Annotated in this window: 19 protein-coding genes; 11 read left to right on the top strand and 8 right to left on the bottom strand. The window is 66.1% G+C overall.

Features of this window, described 5'->3' with window-relative positions:
- Positions 1 to 24: 24 nt before the first annotated feature.
- The 7 genes from ACM1PE_RS20800 (at position 25) to ACM1PE_RS20770 (ending at position 5,651) form a co-directional block, all read left to right on the top strand.
- On the top strand, positions 25 to 351 hold the full coding sequence (locus ACM1PE_RS20800; RefSeq protein ID WP_013395612.1) for a YbaB/EbfC family nucleoid-associated protein: 327 nt from the start codon (positions 25 to 27) through the stop codon (positions 349 to 351).
- Between the two features lie 19 nt (positions 352 to 370).
- Positions 371 to 979, top strand: a complete 609-nt coding sequence (gene recR / locus ACM1PE_RS20795; RefSeq protein WP_059380176.1) for a recombination mediator RecR — start codon at positions 371 to 373, stop codon at positions 977 to 979.
- 70 nt (positions 980 to 1,049) lie between these two features.
- Complete coding sequence (locus ACM1PE_RS20790) at positions 1,050 to 2,309, top strand: CaiB/BaiF CoA transferase family protein (RefSeq protein WP_059380175.1); 1,260 nt, start codon at positions 1,050 to 1,052, stop codon at positions 2,307 to 2,309.
- Between the two features lie 11 nt (positions 2,310 to 2,320).
- Entirely contained in the window at positions 2,321 to 3,361 is a 1,041-nt protein-coding gene (locus ACM1PE_RS20785; RefSeq protein ID WP_054451384.1) for an ABC transporter substrate-binding protein, read from the top strand.
- Complete coding sequence (locus tag ACM1PE_RS20780) at positions 3,354 to 4,163, top strand: ABC transporter ATP-binding protein (protein WP_059380174.1); 810 nt, start codon at positions 3,354 to 3,356, stop codon at positions 4,161 to 4,163. Before ACM1PE_RS20785 ends, ACM1PE_RS20780 begins: the two co-directional genes overlap by 8 nt.
- A gap of 150 nt (positions 4,164 to 4,313) precedes the next feature.
- The gene (locus tag ACM1PE_RS20775) at positions 4,314 to 5,111 is read left to right on the top strand and encodes an ABC transporter permease (protein WP_059380173.1); all 798 of its coding nucleotides are present in this window, start codon (positions 4,314 to 4,316) and stop codon (positions 5,109 to 5,111) included.
- Positions 5,112 to 5,123: 12 nt separating this feature from the next.
- Positions 5,124 to 5,651, top strand: coding sequence for a carboxymuconolactone decarboxylase family protein (locus ACM1PE_RS20770; RefSeq protein WP_054451379.1), 528 nt, complete (start codon positions 5,124 to 5,126; stop codon positions 5,649 to 5,651).
- A 65-nt stretch (positions 5,652 to 5,716) separates the two neighbouring features.
- Here the strand turns inward: ACM1PE_RS20770 and tal are convergent, their stop codons facing one another.
- Positions 5,717 to 6,670, bottom strand: coding sequence for a transaldolase (gene tal, locus ACM1PE_RS20765; RefSeq protein ID WP_059380171.1), 954 nt, complete (start codon positions 6,668 to 6,670; stop codon positions 5,717 to 5,719).
- Between the two features lie 219 nt (positions 6,671 to 6,889).
- On the opposite strand from tal, the gene carA reads away from it, so the two are divergent.
- From carA to ACM1PE_RS20750, 3 genes are all read left to right on the top strand, one after another.
- Positions 6,890 to 8,044 (top strand): glutamine-hydrolyzing carbamoyl-phosphate synthase small subunit, encoded by a 1,155-nt coding sequence (carA, locus tag ACM1PE_RS20760; protein WP_059380170.1) that lies wholly within the window; start codon positions 6,890 to 6,892, stop codon positions 8,042 to 8,044.
- 10 nt (positions 8,045 to 8,054) lie between these two features.
- Complete coding sequence (gene carB / locus ACM1PE_RS20755) at positions 8,055 to 11,294, top strand: carbamoyl-phosphate synthase large subunit (RefSeq protein ID WP_118932916.1); 3,240 nt, start codon at positions 8,055 to 8,057, stop codon at positions 11,292 to 11,294.
- Positions 11,295 to 11,383: 89 nt separating this feature from the next.
- Positions 11,384 to 12,148: an SDR family oxidoreductase gene (locus ACM1PE_RS20750; protein WP_059380168.1), complete on the top strand. Its 765-nt coding sequence runs from the start codon at positions 11,384 to 11,386 to the stop codon at positions 12,146 to 12,148.
- A gap of 4 nt (positions 12,149 to 12,152) precedes the next feature.
- Here ACM1PE_RS20750 and ACM1PE_RS20745 read toward each other — a convergent pair whose 3' ends face one another.
- From ACM1PE_RS20745 to ACM1PE_RS20720, 6 genes are all read right to left on the bottom strand, one after another.
- On the bottom strand, positions 12,153 to 12,797 hold the full coding sequence (locus tag ACM1PE_RS20745) for a histidine phosphatase family protein (RefSeq protein ID WP_419340820.1): 645 nt from the start codon (positions 12,795 to 12,797) through the stop codon (positions 12,153 to 12,155).
- An 18-nt stretch (positions 12,798 to 12,815) separates the two neighbouring features.
- A complete protein-coding gene (locus ACM1PE_RS20740) occupies positions 12,816 to 13,724 on the bottom strand; it encodes a LysR family transcriptional regulator (protein WP_059380166.1) in 909 nt (302 codons plus the stop codon).
- A 10-nt stretch (positions 13,725 to 13,734) separates the two neighbouring features.
- On the bottom strand, positions 13,735 to 14,820 hold the full coding sequence (locus tag ACM1PE_RS20735) for an ABC transporter ATP-binding protein (RefSeq protein ID WP_059380165.1): 1,086 nt from the start codon (positions 14,818 to 14,820) through the stop codon (positions 13,735 to 13,737).
- Positions 14,817 to 16,529 (bottom strand): ABC transporter permease, encoded by a 1,713-nt coding sequence (locus ACM1PE_RS20730; RefSeq protein ID WP_059380164.1) that lies wholly within the window; start codon positions 16,527 to 16,529, stop codon positions 14,817 to 14,819. The genes ACM1PE_RS20735 and ACM1PE_RS20730 overlap by 4 nt, the downstream gene beginning before the upstream one ends.
- An 86-nt stretch (positions 16,530 to 16,615) precedes the next feature.
- Complete coding sequence (locus ACM1PE_RS20725; RefSeq protein ID WP_419340818.1) at positions 16,616 to 17,941, bottom strand: ABC transporter substrate-binding protein; 1,326 nt, start codon at positions 17,939 to 17,941, stop codon at positions 16,616 to 16,618.
- 129 nt (positions 17,942 to 18,070) lie between these two features.
- On the bottom strand, positions 18,071 to 18,499 hold the full coding sequence (locus tag ACM1PE_RS20720) for a hypothetical protein (protein ID WP_280015489.1): 429 nt from the start codon (positions 18,497 to 18,499) through the stop codon (positions 18,071 to 18,073).
- A gap of 138 nt (positions 18,500 to 18,637) precedes the next feature.
- Between ACM1PE_RS20720 and ACM1PE_RS20715 the strand changes: the two genes are divergently transcribed.
- Positions 18,638 to 19,948 (top strand): solute carrier family 23 protein, encoded by a 1,311-nt coding sequence (locus ACM1PE_RS20715; protein WP_059380161.1) that lies wholly within the window; start codon positions 18,638 to 18,640, stop codon positions 19,946 to 19,948.
- Positions 19,949 to 20,000: 52 nt separating this feature from the next.
- Here the strand turns inward: ACM1PE_RS20715 and ACM1PE_RS20710 are convergent, their stop codons facing one another.
- The gene (locus ACM1PE_RS20710) at positions 20,001 to 21,620 is read right to left on the bottom strand and encodes a methyl-accepting chemotaxis protein (protein ID WP_059380160.1); all 1,620 of its coding nucleotides are present in this window, start codon (positions 21,618 to 21,620) and stop codon (positions 20,001 to 20,003) included.
- Positions 21,621 to 22,006 lie beyond the last annotated feature (386 nt).

Below are 22,006 nucleotides of genomic sequence, written 5' to 3'. Positions count from 1 at the left end.
CCCTCGTTCAAGGAAGCATCGATCATGATGAAAGGACAACTGGCCGGCCTGATGCGCCAGGCGCAGCAAATGCAGGAAAACATGAAGAAGGCGCAGGACGCGCTGGCCGACATCCAGGTCGAAGGCGCCTCCGGCGGCGGCCTGGTCAAGGTCACCATGACCTGCCGCCACGACGTCAAGCGCGTGGCCATCGATCCGTCGCTGCTGGGCGACGACAAGGACATGCTGGAAGACCTGGTCGCCGCCGCGTTCAACGACGCGCTGCGCAAGGCCGAAGCCACCTCGCAGGAAAAGATGGCCTCGGTCACCGCCGGCATGCCGCTGCCCCCGGGCATGAAGCTGCCGTTCTGAACGCAGCCCCAAGGCCGCAATGGACCCGCTACTGCCTGAACCCGAGCCGCTCGTCTCGCTGATCGAGGCGCTGAGGCGCCTGCCCGGCGTGGGCGTGCGCTCTGCCCGGCGCATGGCCTATCACCTGTTGCAGCATGACCCGCAAGGCGCGGACATGCTGGGGCAGGCGCTGGCGGGTGCCGTGCGGGACCTGAAGCATTGCGCCCGCTGCAACAGCTTCTCGGAAGAGGAAGTCTGCGGCACCTGCGTCAATCCCAAGCGCGATCCCTCGCTGCTGTGCATCGTCGAGACGCCGGCCGATCAGAACATGATCGAGTCCAGCCACGGCTATCGCGGCCTGTATTACGTGCTGATGGGCCGCGTCGCGCCGCTCGAAGGGATCGGTCCGCGCGAGCTGGATTTCGAGCGGGTGATCAAGCGCGCGACCGACGGCGTGGTGCAGGAGGTCATCCTGGCCACCAACTTCACCGCCGAAGGCGAAACCACCGCCCACTTCCTGGGCGAAGCGCTGGGCGAGCGCGGTCTGCGGGTCACGCGGCTGGCGCGCGGCGTGCCCGCCGGCAGCGAGCTGGAATACGTCGACGCCGGCACCATCGCCTGGGCCCTGATGGAGCGCAAGACCACCTGATTCCGCAGTAGTACCAGAACGCCTTGCCGGCAATGTATCGGCAACGGCAAAACAGTGAGGTAGACAAACCATGTCAGCGCTGACCGGACTGAAGGTCCTGGAACTCGGCACGCTCATAGCCGGCCCGTTCGCCGCGCGCATCTTCGGCGAATTCGGCGCCGACGTCATCAAGGTGGAAACGCCCCACGGGCCTGACGGCACGGGCGGCGGCGACCCCATCCGCAGCTGGCGCCATCTGCGCGAGGGCAACTCTCTCTGGTGGACGGTGCAGGCCCGCAACAAGCAATCCATCGCTCTCAACCTGAAAGATCCGCGCGCACGCGACATCGCCCGCAAGCTGGCGCTGGACGCCGACGTGGTGGTCGAGAACTACCGGCCCGGCGTGCTGGAAAAGTGGGGCCTGGGCTACGAGCAGCTGCGCGCGATCAACCCCGCGCTCATCATGGTGCGCCTGTCCGGCTATGGGCAGACCGGGCCCATGAAGGACCAGCCGGGCTTCGGCGCCATCGGCGAATCCATGGGCGGGCTGCGTTACGTGTCGGGCCATCCCGACCGGCCGCCCCTGCGCGTGGGCATCTCCATCGGCGATTCGATCGCCGCGCTGCACGGCGTGATCGGCGCGATGATGGCGCTGCGGCACCGCGACGCCACCGGCGGGCGCTGGAACGGCAAGCAGGGCGCGGAGTGCCAGGCGGGGCAGGGCCAGATGGTGGACGTGGCGCTGTACGAGGCCGTGTTCAACATGATGGAAAGCCTGGTGCCCGAGTACGACGTGGCCGGCGTGGTGCGCGAGCGCACCGGCGGCGCGCTGCCCGGCATCGTGCCTTCGAATACCTACACCACCCGCGATGGGCAGAACATCGTCATCGCCGGCAACGGCGACGCGATCTTCCATCGGCTGATGCGCGCCATCGGCCGCGACGACCTGGCCACGGATCCGGGACTGGTGCGCAACGACGGCCGCGCCAAACGCGTCGACGAGATCGACGGCGCCATCCAGCAATGGTGCGGCGCGCGCGGCATCGAAGAGGCGCTGGGCGCACTGAAGGGCGCGGACGTGCCGGTGGGCAAGATCTACAGCGTGGCCGACATGTTCAGCGATCCGCAGTTCCTGGCGCGCCGCATGATAGAGCAGCACCGCTTCCCGGACGGCACGCCGGTCAAGCTGCCGGCCGTCGTGCCCAAGCTGTCGGAGACGCCTGGCGAGACGCGCTGGGTGGGCCCCGTATTAGGGGAACATACCGAGGAAGTCCTGAAATCGCTGGGGTATGATTCAGCGGCTATAGAAGAGCTGGCAAAGACCGGCGCTATCGGTCTGCCCGACAACTAGGAGACAAGCACATGTCAGTCACTCGCCGTGATCTGCTCAAGATGGCCGGCGCCGCCGGCGTCATGGGCATGGCGCCCGCCATCGTGCGCGCGCAGAAGCTGGAGAAGACCAAGGTCCAGATCGCAGTCGGCGGCAAGCCGCTGATCTACTATCTCCCCCTGTCCATCGCGGAAGCCCGCGGCTACTTCAAGGACGAAGGGCTGGACGTCAGCATCGCCGACTTCGCGGGTGGCTCCAAGGCCCTGCAGGCCGTGGTGGGCGGCAGCGCCGACATTGTGTCGGGCGCGTTCGAACACACCTTGTCCATGCAGTCCAAGGGCCAGGCCTACCGCGCCTTCGTGCTGCAGGGCCGCGCGCCGATGATAGGCGTGGGCGTGTCCAAGAAGAACCTGCCCAACTACAAGAGCGCCGCTGACCTGAAGGGCAAGAAGATCGGCGTGACCGCGCCGGGTTCGTCCACCAACATGGTGGTCAGCTTCTTCCTGGCCAAGCACGGCCTGAAGGCCTCGGACGTGTCCATCATCGGCGTAGGCGCCGGCGCGGGCGCCGTGACCGCGCTGCGCAGCGGCCAGATCGACGCCATCTCCAACACCGACCCCGTGGTGTCGATGCTGGAAATGCCGGGCGACATCCAGATCATCGTCGACACGCGCACGCTCAAGGACACCAAGGAAATCTTCGGCGGCAACATGCCGGCGGGCTGCCTGTATGCTCCGCAAGCCTTCCTCGATGCCAACCCCAACACCACCCAGGCCCTGGCCAATGCGCTGGTGCGCGCCGACAAGTGGATCCAGAAGGCTGGCGCCGACGAAATCGCCAAGGTCGTGCCGGAAACCTATCTGCTGGGCGATCCGGCCGTCTACAAGGCCGCCATCGCCAAGAGCCTGGAAGGCCTGTCGCCGGACGGCCTGATCCCCGAGGATGGCGCGGCCACCGCGCTCAAGGCGCTGGCCGCCTACCAGGCGGACTTCGACGGTTCCAAGATCGACCCGTCCAAGGTCTGGACCAACGACTACGCGCGCCGCGCCAACGAGAAGTACCCCAATGGCTGAAGCTGCGCTGTCGCTGGAAAGCATCAGCTGCACCTTTGTCTCCCGCGACGACCGCTCGCAGCGCTACACCGCCGTCAGCGACACGACCCTGGCCATCGCGCCAGGGGAGTTCGTGTCGGTGGTGGGCCCGACCGGATGCGGCAAGTCCACCCTGCTCAACGTCAGCGCCGGCCTGTTGGCGCCGTCCTCGGGCAGCGTGAAGGTGTTCGGACAGCCGCTATCCGGCATCAATGAGCGCGCCGGCTACATGTTCCAGGGCGAGGCCCTGCTGCCCTGGCGCAGCGCGCTGGACAACGTGGTGGCGGGCCTGGACTTTGCCGGCGTGCCTCGGCAGCAGGCGCTGGAGCGCGGCCGCGAATGGATGCGCCGCGTGGGCCTGGGCGGCTTCGAAAGCCGCTATCCGCACCAGATGTCCGGCGGCATGCGCAAACGCACGATGCTGGCGCAGACGCTGATCCGCGATCCCGACATCATCCTGATGGACGAGCCGTTCTCGGCGCTGGATATCCAGACGCGCCAGCTCATGGAGAACGAGGTCCTGGACCTGTGGATGGCCAAGCGCAAGGCCGTGCTCTTCATCACGCATGACCTGGACGAGGCCATCGCCATGAGCGATCGCGTGGTGGTGCTGTCGGCCGGGCCGGGCACGCACCCCATCGGCGAATTCGCCATCGACCTGCCGCGTCCGCGCGACGTGGCCGAAGTGCGCACGCATCCGCGCTTCGTTGAATTGCACTCCGCCATCTGGGGAGTGTTGCGCGAAGAAGTCCTAAAGGGCTACGCCCAACAGAAGCGAGCCTAAAGATGAGGCCCACCCCCGAAGCGCCTTTGGCGCTTCCCCCTCAAGGGGGCGCCGCAGGCGGACCGGCGAAGCCGGATCCGCGGCGGCCGGGCTTGGCGTATGCCTGCTGTCTAAGCAGAACGAGGCGTGCAAGCGCCCTGGAGTGGTGAGATGTCGAAGTCTTTGATCAAACCCGGTTCGGCCAGCCTGCGCTTCTGGCAGTTGCTGCTGCTCGTCATCATTCTGCTCGTTTGGCACTTCGCGTCGCGCGATCCCAAGGTGGCCTTCTTCTTCGGCGAGCCCTTGAAGGTGTGGGGCCGCATCTGGGCCTGGTTCGTCACCAATGCGGACATCTATACCCACCTGGGCGTGACGCTGACCGAGACCGTGCTGGCGTTTTTCATCGGCACCATCGCCGGTCTGGCCTTCGGCCTGTGGCTGGGCCTGTCGCCCGGCGCAAGCGCGATCCTCGATCCCTACATCAAAGCCGCCAACTCGATGCCGCGCGTCATCCTGGCGCCCATCTTCGGCATGTGGTTCGGCCTGGGCATCTGGTCCAAGGTGGCGCTGGCCGTGACGCTGGTGTTCTTCATCGTGTTCTTCAACGTCTACCAGGGCGTGCGCGAAGTCAGTCCCACCTTGCTGGACAACGCCAGGATGCTGGGCGCGCGCCGCCGCCAGCTGTTGCGTCACGTGTACCTGCCGTCTGCCACCAGCTGGGTGTTCTCCAGCCTGCATACCTCGGTGGGCCTGGCCTTCGTGGGCGCGGTGGTGGGCGAGTACCTGGGCTCTGCCAGCGGCGTGGGCTATCTGATCCTGCAGGCCGAAGGCACGTTCGACGTCAACACCGTGTTCGCGGGCATCATCGTGCTCACGGCTTTTGCGCTGGTGCTGGACGCCATCGTCGGCATGGGCGAAAAGCGGCTGATGAAATGGCAGCCCAGGTCCGGCGAAACCGAAAAGATCTGACCGGAGTTTTCCATGGCCCGTCTCCCCTACGCCGACCTGACCCATCCCGAAGCCAAGCCCCTGGTCGACCGCATCGTCGCCGAACGCGGCAGCGTCCTGCACCTGTACCAGATGCTGCTGCACAGTCCCGCGGTGGCGGGCGGTTGGCTCAATTACCTGACCTCGATCCGCCAGCTCAGCACCTTGCCGGGGGATCTGCGCGAGCTGGTCATCATGCGCGTGGCGGCCATCAACGGCGCGCCCTACGAGGCTGACCAGCACGCGCCGATCGCGCTGAAAGAAGGCGTTTCGCAGGCGCAGCTGGACGCGCTGAATGACTGGGAGGCGTCAGACCTGTTCGATGAACGCGAAAGGGCGGTGCTGGCCTATACCGACGCCATGACGCGCCAGGTGCAGGTGCCGGAACCCGTGTTCCAGGCGGCGAAGGCGGCGATGGGTTCCGAAAAGCTCATCGTGGAGCTGACCGCGACGGTGGCGGCCTACAACATGGTGTCGCGCTTCCTGGAAGCGCTGCAGGTGCACTCTCACGATCATCGTTGAGGCAGGCGCGCGGCCGCGGGCCGCGCATTCCCTTGCCTGCGCGGGCGCCGCGGCGCCCGCCCTGATCAGGCGCGTTGCGCCTCGATCAACGTATCCAGCTTGACCGCGTCCGCCACGAACAGGCGGATGCCCTCCGACAGCTTCTCGCTGGCCATCGCGTCCTCGTTGAGCAGGGTGCGGAAGGTGACTTCGTCCGCGCCGATGCGGGCGAGGTTGGCGGGCACGTCGTCGGCGCGCAATTGCGCGGGCGCGTCGCCCTCGGTGCCGGCCAGCTTGGTCAGCAGCTCGGGGCTGATGGTCAGCAGGTCGCAGCCCGACAGCGCCAGGATCTGGCCCACGTTGCGGAAGCTCGCGCCCATGATTTCGGTGGGGATGTCGAAGTGCTTGTAGTACTGGTAGATCCGCGTGACGGACAGCACGCCGGGGTCGCGCGCGCCGGCATTGTCGGCCTCGACCCAGCTGGCGCCGGCGGACTTCTTGTGCCAGTCGTAGATGCGGCCGACGAAAGGCGAGATCAGCTGCACGCGGGCATCGGCGCAGGCCACGGCCTGCGGCAGCGAGAACAGCAGGGTCAGGTTGCAGCGCACGCCTTCCGATTGCAGGGCGCGGGCGGCCTGGATGCCTTCCCAGGTCGAGGCGATCTTGATCAGCACGCGCTCGCGCGGCACGCCGGCGGCTTCGTACAGGGCGATCAGGCTGCGGGCGCGCTCGATGGTGGCGCGGGTGTCAAAGGACAGGCGGGCATCCACCTCGGTCGATACGCGGCCGGGCACGATGTCCAGGATGGCGCGGCCGAAGGCCACCAACAGGCGGTCCATCAGTTCGGCGGTGGGCGCGCCGCGGTGTTCGCGCGCGGTCTTTTCCAGCAGGGGGCGGTAGGCGTCTTGCTGGACGGCCTTGAGAATCAGGGACGGGTTTGTGGTGGCGTCGGTCGGACGCAACGCCTTCATCGCTTCGAAATCCCCCGTGTCGGCGACGACGGTGGTGTGGTTGCGCAGGGCGTCAAGTTGGCTGGACATGGACGGTACGGCTCGCTGCAGGCTAGGGTTGAAGGTGTCCTAGCGTATCACTGAGGCCGCAGGCGCGCTGCCGGCCGGACGGTGGAGGGGGGCGGCGGGACGCGGAAAAACAGCCCAAAACCCCGTTTCCGGCCTTATTTGGCGCGGTTCCCCGAGAAAAACGGCCGCTCAAGGTATAATCCGAAGGTTTGATTATCGATTCTAAAACCGGGGTTTACTGTGCTGCCGCAACTCTTTCCCGAGGGGATCAACCGCTTCCCTCCTGCAATTCTGGCTCTGGCGGACGGTACCATTTTTCGAGGCGTGTCGATCGGTGCGCCTGGGCATACCGTTGCCGAAGTGGTGTTCAACACCGCGATGACCGGGTACCAGGAAATTCTCACCGATCCCAGCTATAGCGGCCAGATCGTCACGCTGACCTATCCGCACATCGGCAATACCGGCGTCAACGCCGAAGACGTGGAAGCCAAGCGCGTCTTTGCCGCCGGCCTGGTGGTCCGTGACTGTCCCGCCCGCGTGTCGAACTTCCGTTCCACGCAATCGTTGCCTGAGTACCTCTCCGAGCAAGGCGTCGTCGCCATTTCCGGCATCGACACCCGCAAGCTCACCCGCATCCTGCGTGAAAAGGGCGCTCAGGGCGCCTGCATCTTCGTCGGCACCGACGCCGAGCGCGCCGTCGAACTGGCCCGCGGCTTTGCCGGCATGGCCGGCCAGGACCTGGCCAAGGTGGTGTCGCTCAAGGATCGCGCCGAATGGACCGAAGGCACCTGGCAGCTGGGCGAGGGCTTCTCCAAGCCCGACCAGTCCAAGTTCCACGTCGTGGCCTACGACTTCGGCATCAAGACCAACATCCTGCGCCTGCTGGCCGACCGCGGCTGCCGCCTGACGGTGGTGCCGGCCCAGACCAGCGCCGAGGAAGTCCTCAAGCTCAACCCCGACGGCGTGTTCCTGTCCAACGGCCCCGGCGACCCCGAGCCCTGCGACTACGCCATCGAGGCCACGCGCGCCTTCCTGGACAAGAAGCTGCCGGTGTTCGGCATCTGCCTGGGCCACCAGATCATGGGCCTGGCGCTGGGCGGCAAGACGCTCAAGATGAAGACCGGCCACCATGGCGCCAACCACCCCGTGCAGGACCTCCAGTCCAAGCGCGTGTTCATCACCAGCCAGAACCACGGTTTCGCGGTCGACGCGGCCAGCCTGCCGGCCAACGCGCGCGTGACGCACGTCTCGCTGTTCGACGGCACGCTGCAGGGCTTCGAGCTCACCGACCGCCCGGCCTTCTGCTTCCAGGGTCACCCCGAAGCCAGCCCGGGTCCGCACGACATCCTTGAACTGTTCGACAAGTTCATCGCCCTGATGTCCGGCCAAAAGTAAAGATTGCATCATGCCCAAGCGTACAGACCTAAAAAGCATACTCATCATCGGCGCCGGCCCCATCATCATCGGGCAGGCCTGCGAATTCGACTATTCCGGCGCACAGGCGTGCAAGGCGCTCAAGGCCGAGGGCTACCGCACCATCCTGGTGAACAGCAACCCGGCCACGATCATGACGGACCCGGAAACGGCCGACGTCACCTACATCGAGCCCATCACCTGGCAAGCCGTCGAAAAGATCATCGAGCGTGAAAAGCCCGATGCGCTGCTGCCCACCATGGGCGGCCAGACCGCGCTGAACTGCGCCCTGGACCTGGCCCACCACGGCGTGCTGAAGAAGCACAACGTCGAACTGATCGGCGCCAACGAGCACGCCATCGAAAAGGCCGAGGACCGCCAGAAGTTCAAGCAGGCCATGACCGACATTGGCCTGGAATCGGCCAAGTCGGGCGTCGCCCACAGCATGGACGAAGCCTGGGAAGTGCAGCGCCGCATTGCGGCCGAAGTCGGCACCTCCGGCTTCCCCGCCGTGATCCGCCCCAGCTTCACCATGGGCGGTTCGGGCGGCGGCATCGCCTACAACGCCGAAGAATTCGAAACCATCTGCCGCCGCGGCCTGGAAGCTTCGCCCACCAGCGAACTGCTGATCGAAGAGTCGCTGCTGGGCTGGAAGGAATTCGAGATGGAAGTGGTCCGCGACAAGGCGGACAACTGCATCATCGTCTGCTCCATCGAAAACCTGGACCCGATGGGCGTGCACACGGGCGACTCGATCACCGTGGCGCCGGCCCAGACGCTGACCGACAAGGAATACCAGATCATGCGTAACGCATCGATCGCGGTGTTGCGCGAGATCGGCGTGGATACGGGCGGTTCGAACGTGCAGTTCGCCGTCAATCCCAAGAACGGCCGCATGATCGTCATCGAGATGAACCCGCGCGTGTCGCGTTCGTCGGCGCTGGCGTCCAAGGCCACCGGCTTCCCCATCGCCAAGGTCGCCGCGCGCCTGGCCGTGGGCTACACGCTGGACGAGCTCAAGAACGAAATCACCGGCGGCGCCACGCCTGCCTCGTTCGAACCCTCGATCGACTACGTGGTCACCAAGGTGCCGCGTTTCGCCTTCGAGAAATTCCCCACCGCCGACGCGCGCCTGACCACCCAGATGAAGTCGGTGGGCGAAGTCATGGCCATCGGCCGCACCTTCCAGGAATCCTTCCAGAAGGCGCTGCGCGGCCTGGAAGTGGGCGTGGACGGCCTGAACCAGAAGACCACCGACCGCGAAAAGCTGCAGGTCGAACTGGGCGAGCCCGGTCCGGAACGCATCTGGTACGTGGGCGATGCCTTCGCGCAAGGCTTCACGCTGGACGAAGTGCACAACATCACGCACATCGACCCGTGGTTCCTGTCGCAGATCAAGGAAATCGTCGACATCGAACTGGCGCTGGAACAGAAGACGCTGGCCGACCTGGACTACGCCACGCTGTGGGAACTCAAGCGCCGCGGTTTCTCCGACCGCCGCCTGGCCTTCCTGCTGGATTCCTCGGAATCCGAGGTGCGCAAGCTGCGTCACCAGCTGAACGTGCGTCCGGTCTACAAGCGCGTCGACACCTGCGCCGCCGAATTCGCCACCCGCACGGCCTACATGTACTCGACCTACGAGGAAGAGTGCGAAGCCGCGCCCACCGACCGCAAGAAGATCGTGGTGCTGGGCGGCGGTCCGAACCGCATCGGCCAGGGCATTGAATTCGACTACTGCTGCGTGCATGCCGCGCTGGCGCTGCGCGACGACGGGTACGAGACCATCATGGTCAACTGCAACCCGGAAACCGTGTCCACCGACTACGACACCTCGGACCGCCTGTACTTCGAGCCGCTGACGCTCGAAGACGTGCTCGAGATCGTCCACAAGGAAAACCCGGTCGGCATGATCGTCCAGTACGGCGGCCAGACCCCGCTGAAGCTGGCGCGCGCCCTGGAGGCCAACGGCGTGCCCATCATCGGCACCAGCCCCGAATCCATCGACGTGGCCGAAGACCGCGAGCGCTTCCAGAAGCTGCTCAACAAGCTCGGCCTGCGCCAGCCGCCCAACCGCACCGCGCGCACCGAAGGCGAGGCCCTGGCACACGCCGCCGAAATCGGCTATCCCCTGGTCGTTCGCCCCAGCTACGTGCTGGGCGGCCGCGCCATGGAAATCGTGCACGAGCAGCAGGACCTCGAGCGCTACATGCGCGAGGCCGTGAAGGTCAGCAATGACTCGCCCGTGCTGCTGGACCGCTTCCTGAACAACGCCACCGAAGTGGACGTGGACTGCCTGGCCGACGGCGAAACCGTCTTCATCGGCGGCGTCATGGAACACATCGAGCAGGCCGGCGTGCACTCGGGCGACTCGGCTTGCAGCCTGCCGCCGTACTCGCTGTCGGCGGAAGTCATCGCCGAGATCAAGCGCCAGACCACCATGATGGCCAAGGCGCTGAACGTCAGCGGCCTGATGAACGTGCAGTTCGCCATCCAGGGCGGCGATGTCTACGTGCTGGAAGTGAACCCGCGCGCCTCGCGCACGGTGCCCTACGTTTCCAAGGCCACCGGCCTGCAGCTGGCCAAGATCGCCGCGCGCGCCATGGCCGGCCAGACCCTGGCCGCGCAAGGCATCACCAAGGAAGTCGTGCCGCCTTACTTCTCGGTCAAGGAAGCCGTGTTCCCGTTCGTGAAGTTCCCGGGCGTGGACACCATCCTGGGTCCGGAAATGAAGTCGACCGGTGAAGTGATGGGCGTGGGCACGAGCTTCGGCGAAGCCTTCGTCAAGTCGCAGCTGGCCGCCGGCGTGCGCCTGCCGGAATCCGGCACGGTGTTCATCAGCGTCAAGAACCAGGACAAGCCCCTGGCGGTGGAAGTGGCGCGCGGCCTGCACGCGCTCGGCTTCAAGCTGGTCGCCACGCGCGGCACGGCCGCCGAGATCGAAGCCGCCGGCATCCCGGTGCAGCTGGTGAACAAGGTCACCGAAGGCCGTCCGCATATCGTCGACATGGTGAAGAACGGCGAGATCTCGCTGGTCATCAACACCGTCGAAGAGCGCCGCAACGCCATCGCGGACTCGCGCACCATCCGCACCCAGGCGCTGGCCGCCCGCGTGACCTTCTTCACGACCATCGCCGGCGCCCGCGCCGCGGTCGAAGGCATGCAATACCTGCGCCAAGGCCTGGGCCTGCAGGTCTATCCGCTGCAGGATCTGCACGCTTCCTTGCAAGCCTAAGCCGGCAAGCGACACAATAGGGCACGCGAAAGCGTGCCCTATTTTTTTGCAACGCGATTCCGCAACGTCACCACAGGCAACAGGCACACATGGAAAGAGTCTTCATCACCGGCGCCAGCAGCGGCCTGGGACGCGCCCTGGCGCAGCAATACGCGTCCACGGGCGCCACGCTGGGCCTGCTGGGCCGGCGCGAAGACGCGCTGCGCGAGCTGGCCGGCAGCCTGCCCGGCGAGCACCGCTGCTATGCGGTGGACGTACGCGACCGCCAGGCGCTGCATGCCGCGGCCCTGGATTTCATCGGGTTCTGCCAGGGGCGGGTGGACGTGGTCATCGCCAGCGCCGGCATCAGCGCCGGCACCCTGACCGAGCACGGCGAGGACTACGACGTCTTCAAGGCCATCGTCGACACCAATCTGCTGGCCACCGTGGCGACCTTCGAACCCTTCATCGCATCCATGCGCCAGGCTGGGTCGGGCCGGCTGGTGGGCATCGCCAGCGTGGCGGGAGTCAGGGGCCTGCCAGGCGCGGGCGCCTACAGCGCGTCGAAATCCGCGGTGGTGACTTATTGCGAAAGCCTGCGGCTGGAACTGGCCGCCGAAGGCATAGACGTGGTGACGATCGCGCCCGGCTATATCAAGACGGCGATGACGGCCCACAATCCGTATTCCATGCCTTTCCTGATGGAAGCGGACGCCTTCGCCCGCCGCGCGCGCAGCGCGATCGGGCGGGGCGCGTCCTATGTGGTGATTCCGTGGCAGATGGGCATCGTGGCCAAGCTGATGCGCCTGTTGCCCAACGCCGTCTACGACAGGCTGGCGCGCAACGCGCCGCGCAAGCCGCGCCGCGCGCGCTAAGCGCTCAAGGCACCACGTCGTTGCCGACTTCGTCGGTCACGTGGCCTACGTCGCCCCAGTCCAGCACCTGCCACTGGCGGCCTTGCACGCCGACGCGGTTGATGCTGACGTTCAGCAGCGAAGCGTCGCGCGGCCCGTTCAGCGGCACGCCGGAGGCATGGCGCCAGATGATGTCCAGCACGCCGCCGTGCGTGAACATCAGGATGCGTTCGTCGTCGTGGCGGCTGGCAATGTCGTCCACGGTCGAAATGACGCGGGACTGGAATTGGCCCAGCGTTTCGCCGCCGTCCAGCGGACGCAGCGGGTCGCGGCTCTTCCAGGCGGCAGCGGCTTCGGGGGCCAGCACGTCGATGCGCTCGTGGTCCAGGCCTTCCAGCACGCCGAAGCCGCGCTCGCGGATGCCGGGCTCCACGCGCACGCGCAAGCCCAGCTGTTCGGACACGGGCAGGGCGGTGGCGTGGGCGCGCTGCAGGTCGCTGCTGTAGATGGCGTGGATGGGCGTATGGCGGGCCTCCTCGCGCAAGCGCGCGGCCAGCAGGCCAGCCTGGTTGGCGCCGAATTCGTTCAGAGGGATGTCTTGCCAGCCTTGCAGGCGCCGCTGGCGGTTCCAGTCGGTTTCGCCGTGGCGGATGAACCAGATTTCAGTCATTACGATCTTGATGCGGGTTTAGAGCTGGGCGGACGCGATGGGCGCGCGCGGTTTCCAGATGGTTTGAATGATCGAGCTTAACGCGACCAGCGCGGGCTCGCTAGCGCGCTCGTAGGGCAGGATGAATCCCAGCATCGCGTCCACGCGCGCCTGGCCCCAGACGATGAAGTCGTTCGAGGCCGCGCCCGCCAGCGCGGCTTCCTCGCGCAACAGGGCGCAGCCTGCGCCCGCGCGCACCAGCGCGTCCAGGTTGGCCTGGTCGTCGTTCTGCATCACGACGCGCGGCGACAGGCCATGGCGTTCGAACATGTCGCGCAACAGCAGGTGCGTGTGGCTGCCGGAAGGACCGTCCAGCCAAGGCAATTGCGCCACCTCGCGCCAGCCGCCGCGTTTGAGCACGGCGGCATGCTCGCGGGGCATGGCGATGCGGTAGCGCACGCTGCGCAGGGGCTGCCAAAGCACGCCGCGCGGCGGATTGGCGGCAATGATCAGCGCCGCAGGCAGGCGGCCGGTGCTGACCTGTTCGGCCAGCGCGGCGGCAGGCAGGGTCTGGGTCTTCAGCTCGACCAGCGGCAGGCGCTGGGTGACGGCCGAGGCCAGTTCGCCCAGGCGCAGGAAATCCGGTTTTTCGCTGGGCACGCCCAGCTCGACCGCGCCATGCAGGCTGCCTTGCAGCTGCTGGGCCTCGGATTTGAACTGCGCGCCCAGCACCAGCAGCGACTCGGCGGTGGGCAGCAGCACCTCGCCGGCCTTGGTCAGCGCCAGCCGGCCGCCGCTGCGGTCGAACAAGGCCACGCCCAGGCTTTGTTCCAGCGCCTTGATCTGCGCGGTCACGGCGGGTTGGGTCAGCGACAGCGCCTCGGCCGCCTTCGTCAGGTTGCCCAGCCGGGCGACCGTGACGAAGGCGCGGATCTGATAGATTTCCATGGCCCCGAGTTTAGGCCGCCAGGAGCCGCACTTGGGTAGGTTCGAGGCCGATGGAAACCGGAGCGCCGACGGGGAAGGGCGACAGCCCGGCCAGATGCGATTGGTCCGCGGTCAGCCGCTGCTCGCCGATCAGCACCTGATAGCGGGTGAATTCGCCCAGGAACTCGCTGCTTTCCACGATGCCGGGCAGCCAGACATAGCGTGCGTCGCCCAGCCCGTCCGCCATTTCGATCTGCACCGTGTGCGGGCGGAAGCTGGCCGCCAGCCGGGAAGCGGCGGGCGCTTCGCCCGTGAGCGGCAGCTGCAGGTCGCCCACGCCTTCCACCGCCAGCACCACGCTGCCGCTGGTGCGTTCGCGCACGTCGCCTTCCAGCACGTTCATCGTGCCCACGAAGTTGGCGACGAAGCGATTGACCGGATAGTCGAACAAGGTGCTGGGCGCGCCGATCTGCTGGACCACGCCGTGGTCCAGCACCGCCATGCGGTCGGCGGTGGTCATGGCCTCTTCCTGGTCATGGGTGACGAAGATGGTGGTGATGCCAAGCCGGCGCTGCAGGCTGAGCAGATCCTGGCGCATCTGCACGCGCAGCTTCTTGTCCAGATTGGACAGAGGCTCGTCCAGCAGCAGCACCTGCGGCTCGATCACGATGGTGCGGGCCAGGGCCACGCGCTGCTGCTGCCCGCCGGAAAGCTGGTTGGGGCGGCGCTTGCCGTACTGGGACAGGCCGACCAGATCGAGCGCGGCCTCCACCTTGGCGTGGATCTCGGCGCGCGGCAGCTTGCGTTCGACCAGGCCGAAGGCCACATTGTCCCAGACCGTCATGTGCGGCCACAGGGCGTAGTTCTGGAACACCATGCCGATGTTGCGGTTCCAGGGCGGCGTGCCGCTGATGTCCTTGCCGTCCACCAGCAGCTGCCCGGCGCTGTGCCGGTTGAAGCCGGCGATCAGCCGCAACAAGGTGGATTTGCCGGAGCCGGACGGTCCGAGCAGCGCAAAAAACTCGCCGGGCTCGATGCTGATGTTGACGTCCTTGAGCACTTCCGTCTTGCCGTAGGACAACCGGATGTTGCGGCATTCGACGCTGACTTTCTTCATGCGGATTCCCCTTCATTGCGGGCCGGCTGTTGGCGCGACTGGGCGCGCTCCACCAGCAGGTGCGAGACATACGTGCCGATGGCCACCGCGGCCACCGCCAGGACGCCGAGCGCGGCGCCGGGACCCCGGCCCGCCGCGCTCTGCATGTACAGATAAATGCCGTAGCTCATGGGCGCCTGGCTGTCCTTGGTCACCAGCATGATGGTGGCCGACAGTTCCACGGCCGCCGTCACGAAGCTGGTCACGAAGCCGGCCAGCATGCCGCCCGCCATGAGCGGCACCACCACGCGGCGTATCGTGCTCATGCGGGTCGCGCCCAGCGATTGCGCCGCCTCTTCCAGCGAGATGTTGATCTGCTGCAGCGAGGCCACGCAGGATCGCAGGGCGTAGGGCAGCCGCCGCACCGAGTACGCGATCATGATGATGATCCACGACGAGGTCAGCAGCGTGCCGGTGCCGGGCAGCTCGATGCCGCGGAAGGTGCGCAGAAAGCCGATGGCCAGCACGATACCTGGAATCGCCAGCGCGGCGGAGGCCAGGAAGTCCAGCCACTGGCGCGCCGGCAGCCGGGTGCGCAACATCAGATAGGCGATGGCGGTACCCAGGATCACGTCCACGCCCGCGGCCAGGCCGCAATAGAGCAGGGTGTTGGCGATCATGCCTTGCGATTCGGAGAACACCGCGGCGTAATGCGCCAGCGTGTAGCCGTCGGGCAGCGGCGCGAAGCTCCAGACGCTGGCCAGCGACAGCAGCAGCACGCCCATATGCGGCGACAGCACCAGCAGCAGCACCAGGATGATCCAGCCATAGGCCAGTACGCTCTCCACCGGGCGCAGCTTGCGCTTCTGGATGGAGCTGCCGCCCTTCTGCAGGGTGGAGTAATCGCGGCCCTTGAGCACCCGCGCCGACAGCCACAACGCCAGTATCGAAAAGCCCACCATGATCACGCTGATCACATAGCCCAGCGGATCCTCCAGGCCCACTTGCGTGATGCGCAGATAGGCCTGCGGCGCCAGCATGTTGGTGGTGCCTAGCACCAGCGGCGTGCCCAGGTCGTCGAACACCTTGACGAACACCAGCGACGTGCCGGCCACATAACCGGGCAGGGCCAGCGGAAAGATCACGCGGCGGAACAGACGGAAGCCCCGCGAGCCCAGGTTGAAGGCCGCCTCTTCCATGGCGCCGTCGATGTTGCGCAGCGCCACCACCAGGTTCATCAGGATGAAGGGGAAGTAGTGCAGCGATTCCACGAAGATGACGCCGTTCAAGCCTTCCATGAACGGGATGGTGAAGCCGAACCAGTCGTTGAGCAGCAGGTTCACGCTGCCCGAGCGGCCGAAGATCAGCTGCATCGCAACCGCGCCGACGAAGGGCGGCATGATCAGCGGCAGCACGCCCAGGGTCTGGATCAGCAGCGCGCCGCGGAAATCGAAGCGCACCGTGAAGTACGCCAGCGGCACGGCGATGAGCGACGCCAGCAGCGCCGACCAGCCCGCCACGTACAGGCTGTTGAAGAAGGCTTCCTTCATCAGCGGCTGGTTGAAGAAGGCGCCGAAGTGGCCCATGGTGAAGCTGCCGTCGGCGTTCACGAAGGCGGTGTAGAACACCGTGCCGACCGGCACGGCCAGGAACAGCAGCAGAAAACCGAACACCAGTAGCGCCGTCAGCAGGGGGCCGACGGGCAGGCGCGAGTGGCCCGAAGAATTCATCGAGATTCCCGAAATCGTTGCCAGGGGAAAGCCGCGGCGGCGGACGGGACCGGCCCGTCCGCCTCGCGTCCTGCGGGTGTAGCGGCCTAGAGCGCGGCGGCCTGCTTGGCGAGCTTCACGGCTTCTTCGTAGTTCGCCTTGGAACGGCCGTTCCATTCGCCTTCCAGCTGGGTGATTTGCTGGTTCACGGCGGCGTCCTTCTTGTTGCCGGCGAAGATCGCCAGGAAGGCCGGGTCGGAGGCCTTCTTGCCGTCCACGAGCGGCGCCCAGGTCAGCTTGCGGGCCTGCGCCAGCAGCTCGGCAGCCTTGCCGCTCTTGGCCTTGTCGCCCAACTTGGCTTCGGCCTCGTAGATGGCCTTGGTGGCGGCCTGCAGTTCCTTCAGGCGGAACGTGACCGTCTGGTCATACAGCGACTGCACGACGTAGTAGCGCGACTGCGACAGGTCGGCGTTGAATTGCACCTTGCTGCGCTTGGCGATCTCGGCGGGGTCGGGGTAGCCCTGGGGAATCTTGCCGGCCAGCGCCGTGTAGGGCAGCACCGGCAGGCGCGAGATCTTGGGTTCCAGCAGCAGTTCCTGGCCGGCCTGGCTGAGGGTGAAGGCGATGAACTTCTTGCCTTCCTCGGTGTTCTTCGCGCCTTCGATCAGCGCGATATTGGCCGGCACGATGGCGGTTTCGGAGGGGTAGACGAACTCGACCGGGAACTTGGAATACTTGCTGGACAGGCCGAAGAAGTCGATCACCGGGCCGGCGCCGAACTGGCCGTTGTTCACGCCGTCCGGCACGCCGAAAGAACGCTCGGTGACGGCGCTGCTGTTGCCCGACATGCGCAGCAAGGTGCTCCAGCCTTCGTCCCTGCCTTCGCCCTGGAGGATGGTTTCCACCGTCAGGTGCATGGTGCCCGAGCGCGACGGCGAGGTGATGCCGACATGGCCGAACCATTGCGGCGACAGCAGGTCCTTCCATTCCACCGGCGCGGGGATCTTGTGCGCCGCGATGTAGCGGGTGTTGTAGATGATGCCGTAGCCGGCCAGGGCCTGGCCCAGGTACATGCCGCCGGGATCGTTGATGGGGTAGTTGCCGATCTTGTCCGGTACCTGCTTGTTGGCCACGTCGGCGGAGTTCGCCAGCAGCTTGTCGCGGCCCAGCACTTCAAAGGCGTCGGGCGCGCTGGCCCAGAACACCTCGGGACGCTGGCCGGCGGGCGTTTCGCGCACGTAGGCGATGCCCGATACGGTGTTCTTGTTCAGGATTTCCAGCGTGATGCCGGGGTTGGCCTTTTCGAAGGCCGTCTTGTAGGCCTGGGTGAGGTCTTTGGGGAACGACGTGATCACCGTGACGGTGCCTGCCAGGGCAGGGGCCGCGCAAACGGCCAGCACCGCACCTGCAAGAGCTGTGCGCATTGCATGCATGGTTTGTCTCCGTAGTTTTAGATTTGTTCGGAGACAGTACTGGCCGGTCCAGGCAGCGTCCAATCACAAATTTTGATGCGCGCCATCAATGCGGGCGCCCCGGCCGGGCGGGGCGCCGTGCCTTGCCCGCTAGGCCGTGGCGGATACGCCGCGTTTCATGGCCTGGGCCTGCTTCTCCATCACTGCAGTGATCTGCTGCTGGATCTGCATCGCCTGGGCATTGAGCGCCATCAGTTGCTGGGCCTTCATTTCGGCCGGCATGCCGCTGGCCTTGACCTTGGCGATCTGGTCCATCACGCGCTTGAGTTGCTTCTGCAGTTCCTTGATCTGGCGCGTGTAGGCGTCGTCGTTGCTGGAGTCTTCGGTTTCCTTGGCTTCCTGCACCTTGCCCATTTTCAGGCCGCCGGGGTTGTTGACGCGGATCTTGCCGTCCGCGGACACCGTGCTCGTTTCCGCGTCCGAGGCGCTTTTGGCTTCCTTGTTGGCGCGGATCTTCTGCGCCCAGAGGTCGGCCAGGCTGTTGATTCGGGAATTGCCGCTGATGGGATCGATCGCCATGATTGCTCCTGCCGCCTATGAGGATTTCGGGGTTTTCACTAGTACGGCATTCTGACGGCGAACTTAAGCATTGCTCCCCGTTTGCAGCCCCCTTTACACTGGCGCCCGCTCACACCCGACACCTACTTTGGGATATCCATGTCCAATTCCTACTTTCCGCGCTGGCGCCTGGCGGACGACGCCGAGCCCGGCGTCATCATCGCGCCCGACGAAAGGCTGTCCTGGCCCAAGAACGTGGCCATGGGCGCCCAGCACGTGGTCGCCATGTTCGGCTCCACCGTGCTGGCCCCGTTGCTCATGGGCTTCGACCCCAACGTCGCCATCCTCATGTCGGGCATCGGCACGCTGATCTTCTTCCTGTTCGTGGGCGGCAGGGTCCCCAGCTACCTGGGTTCCAGCTTCGCCTTCATCGGCGGCGTGATCGCCGTGACCGGCTATGCCGGCGGCGGGGCGAACGCCAATATCGGCGTGGCGCTGGGCGCCATCATCGCCTGCGGCCTGGCCTACACGTTGATCGGGCTGATTGTCTGGTTCGTCAACGCGCGCGCCGGGGGCGGCGCGAACTGGATCGACACGCTGATGCCGCCCGTCGTCACCGGCGCGGTGGTGGCGGTCATCGGCCTGAATCTGGCGCCTATCGCGGCCAAGGGCGCGATGGGCGCGTCGGGCTTCGACAGCGTGATGTCCATGGTCACCATCCTCTGCGTGGGCGGCATCGCCGTGTTCACCAAGGGCATGGTGCAGCGCCTGCTGATCCTGGTCGGCATGATCCTGGCCTGCGTGGTGTACGGCATCCTCGCCAACGGCATGGGGCTGGGCAAACCCATCGACTTCTCCGGCGTGGCGGCCGCAGCCTGGTTCGGCCTGCCGCATTTCGCCGCGCCGGTGTTCAAGGCCGAGGCCATGGGCTTGATCGTGCCTGTCGCCATCATCCTGGTGGCCGAGAACCTGGGGCACGTGAAGGCTGTCAGCGCCATGACCGGGCAGGACCTGGACCGTTATCTGGGCCGCGCCTTCGTCGGCGACGGGGTCGCTACCATGGTGTCCGGCGCCGTGGGTGGCACGGGCGTCACCACCTACGCCGAGAACATCGGCGTGATGGCCGTCACGCGCATCTATTCCACCCTGGTATTCGTGGTGGCCGCCCTGATTGCCATCGTGCTGGGCTTTTCGCCCAAGTTCGGCGCGCTGATCCAGATGATCCCGGCGCCCGTGCTGGGCGGCATGTCGGTGGTGGTGTTCGGCCTGATCGCCATCGCCGGCGCCCGTATCTGGGTGGTCAACCAGGTGGACTTCAGCGACAACCGCAACCTCATCGTGGCTGCGGTCACGCTGGTGCTGGGCGCGGGAGACTTCACGGTCAAGCTGGGTAACTTCACGCTGGGCGGCATCGGCACCGCTACCTTCGGCGCCATCATCCTGTACGCCTTGCTGCGCCGCAGGAAGTAAGCGGCGCGGCCATGCGCGGACCTGGCGTCGCGCGCATGGCCGGCTGGCGCGCCTAGGTGCGCGACAGCCGCGAGGTTGCGGCCGTGCCGGTCAGCGCCACCGGCGCCGCCTCGATCACCTGTCCTGATTGCGTCTTGAATACCGAGGTGGCTTCGGCCAGGCGCCGCGCCTGTTCTTCCATCGCGGCCGCCGCGGCCGAAGCTTCCTCGACCAGCGCGGCGTTCTGCTGCGTCACCTCATCCATCTGCGAGATCGCCAGGCTGACCTGGTCTATGCCGCCGGCCTGCTGTGCCGAGGCGGCTGAGATCTCGGCCATGATCGCCGCCACCCGCTGCACGGAATCCACGATCTCCTGCATGGTCTGCCCGGCGGCAGCCACCTGGGCCGATCCCGCCGCCACGGTGTCCACCGAGGCCTCGATCAGCGTCTTGATCTCCTTGGCGGCTTGGGCCGCGCGCTGGGCCAGCGAACGGACTTCGCCCGCGACCACGGCAAAGCCCTTGCCCTGTTCGCCAGCGCGCGCGGCTTCGACGGCGGCATTCAGCGCGAGGATGTTGGTCTGGAAAGCGATGCTGTCGATCACCGAAACGATGTCGGAGATGCGCCGCGAGCTGTCCGAGATGCCGTGCATGGTGGCTACCACCTGTTCCACGTTCTGGCCGCCACGCTGCGCCACGTCCATGCTGACCGAGGCCAACTGATTGGCCTGGGCGGCGTTTTCCGCATTCTGCTTGACGGTCACCGCCAGCTCTTCCATCGTGGATGCGGTTTCCTCCAGCGCCGCGGCCTGTTCTTCGGTACGTACTGACAGGTTGGAGTTGCCGGCAGCGATTTCCGCCGCGCCCACGTTGATTTCATCCACCCCCTGGCGCACGGACGTGACGGTGCGGGTCAAACCTTCCTGCATGCGCTTGAGCGAGGCAAAGAGGACGCCGATCTCATTGTTGGAGCGGGTTTCCACGCGGTTCGTCAGGTCGCCCGCCGCGATGCGGTCGAAGTGCCTGCCAGCCTCCTGCAGCGGACGGAGCACGGCGCGCCGGATGAAGGTCCAGCACAGCGCCGTCAGCAGCAGCGCAGCCGATATCAGCGCGACCGCCGAGATCCGGGCGGTGGAGTAGGTTTGCTCCGAGCTTGCCAGCACGCCGTCGCTGCGCTCCTGGACCCGGGCCAGGAAGGCTTGCATGTCTTTCATGAAGTAGGCGTCGGCCTGGGGCAGCCGCCCCTCGTCCTGGCGGAACTTGGCAGGCGCGCGTTCCTTGAGGTCGGCTTCCAGCCTGTCCAGGATGGCGGCGTATTCGGTGAAGCGGCCCTGTAGCGTCTGGGCCAGCTCCTGGCCGCGCGGGCTTTTGGGCACGGCCATGTAGCGGGCGAAACGCTCGCGCGCCTGCTTCAGATGGCTGGCGGCTTCCTCGCCGGCCAGCCCGGCTTGGTCCATGCCGCCGGCCTGCATGGCAGCCATGCCCGCACCGAGCGCCAGCCGCGCGCGCAGCAGGGCGGCGTTGGCTTCGTAGAGCGGGTCGACCTGGTGGACCGCGACATTGTTCAGATCCTTGATCTCGGTCACGCTTTTCTCGGCGTTCATCCAACTCAAGCCGCAAGCCAGCGCCAGGGCGATGACGAAGCAGCCCAGCACCAACAGCATTCCAGTACGGACTTTCAATTTTTCCAGCATGAGAGCTCCTCGTTCTTGAACGCGATCCGCCGTGTTGGGAACGGCCCAGGCCGCCCGCTGCGCGGCGGAACGGCGAACGTCGCGCCGGGTGGCTGCGATGCGTCCGCCTCCTCTGCAACTACCCGCAAAAACAAGACTCCTGCGCGTGGCCAGTGCTTGCGGTCTGCAAGCTGCAGCCAAACGGTATCCGGTTGAATGTATTAAATTGTCATGAATGACACAATTTGTTGTTTTATACTGATTCAGTCCGTTTTTGCTGGCGTTTTTTGGAGGTAATCCCTGGTTGTTGCAAAAAACTATCGAAGAGTAGTTTTTATGCCACACGTGCGCCAAGGAATCGCGGCGACGGGCCTGCGCGATCCGGTCCAAGATCGGATCGGAAAAAT

The sequence above is a fragment of the Achromobacter sp. PD1 genome, from assembly GCF_048541815.1.
Lineage (GTDB): Bacteria > Pseudomonadota > Gammaproteobacteria > Burkholderiales > Burkholderiaceae_B > Achromobacter > Achromobacter bronchisepticus_A.
The sequence above is the reverse complement of the archived record's forward strand: the minus strand, read 5'-3'. Positions and strand labels throughout refer to the sequence as shown.

Excerpts from the sequence above, each read along its gene's own strand:
- ACM1PE_RS20800 (WP_013395612.1), top strand. The coding sequence starts at position 25 with ATGATGAAAGGACAACTGGCCGGCCTGATGCGCCAGGCGCAGCAAATG.
- recR (WP_059380176.1), top strand. The coding sequence starts at position 371 with ATGGACCCGCTACTGCCTGAACCCGAGCCGCTCGTCTCGCTGATCGAG.
- ACM1PE_RS20790 (WP_059380175.1), top strand. The coding sequence starts at position 1,050 with ATGTCAGCGCTGACCGGACTGAAGGTCCTGGAACTCGGCACGCTCATA.
- ACM1PE_RS20785 (WP_054451384.1), top strand. The coding sequence starts at position 2,321 with ATGTCAGTCACTCGCCGTGATCTGCTCAAGATGGCCGGCGCCGCCGGC.
- ACM1PE_RS20780 (WP_059380174.1), top strand. The coding sequence starts at position 3,354 with ATGGCTGAAGCTGCGCTGTCGCTGGAAAGCATCAGCTGCACCTTTGTC.
- ACM1PE_RS20775 (WP_059380173.1), top strand. The coding sequence starts at position 4,314 with ATGTCGAAGTCTTTGATCAAACCCGGTTCGGCCAGCCTGCGCTTCTGG.
- ACM1PE_RS20770 (WP_054451379.1), top strand. The coding sequence starts at position 5,124 with ATGGCCCGTCTCCCCTACGCCGACCTGACCCATCCCGAAGCCAAGCCC.
- tal (WP_059380171.1), bottom strand. The coding sequence starts at position 6,670 with ATGTCCAGCCAACTTGACGCCCTGCGCAACCACACCACCGTCGTCGCC.
- carB (WP_118932916.1), top strand. The coding sequence starts at position 8,055 with ATGCCCAAGCGTACAGACCTAAAAAGCATACTCATCATCGGCGCCGGC.
- ACM1PE_RS20750 (WP_059380168.1), top strand. The coding sequence starts at position 11,384 with ATGGAAAGAGTCTTCATCACCGGCGCCAGCAGCGGCCTGGGACGCGCC.
- ACM1PE_RS20745 (WP_419340820.1), bottom strand. The coding sequence starts at position 12,797 with ATGACTGAAATCTGGTTCATCCGCCACGGCGAAACCGACTGGAACCGC.
- ACM1PE_RS20740 (WP_059380166.1), bottom strand. The coding sequence starts at position 13,724 with ATGGAAATCTATCAGATCCGCGCCTTCGTCACGGTCGCCCGGCTGGGC.
- ACM1PE_RS20735 (WP_059380165.1), bottom strand. The coding sequence starts at position 14,820 with ATGAAGAAAGTCAGCGTCGAATGCCGCAACATCCGGTTGTCCTACGGC.
- ACM1PE_RS20730 (WP_059380164.1), bottom strand. The coding sequence starts at position 16,529 with ATGAATTCTTCGGGCCACTCGCGCCTGCCCGTCGGCCCCCTGCTGACG.
- ACM1PE_RS20725 (WP_419340818.1), bottom strand. The coding sequence starts at position 17,941 with ATGCATGCAATGCGCACAGCTCTTGCAGGTGCGGTGCTGGCCGTTTGC.
- ACM1PE_RS20720 (WP_280015489.1), bottom strand. The coding sequence starts at position 18,499 with ATGGCGATCGATCCCATCAGCGGCAATTCCCGAATCAACAGCCTGGCC.
- ACM1PE_RS20715 (WP_059380161.1), top strand. The coding sequence starts at position 18,638 with ATGTCCAATTCCTACTTTCCGCGCTGGCGCCTGGCGGACGACGCCGAG.
- ACM1PE_RS20710 (WP_059380160.1), bottom strand. The coding sequence starts at position 21,620 with ATGCTGGAAAAATTGAAAGTCCGTACTGGAATGCTGTTGGTGCTGGGC.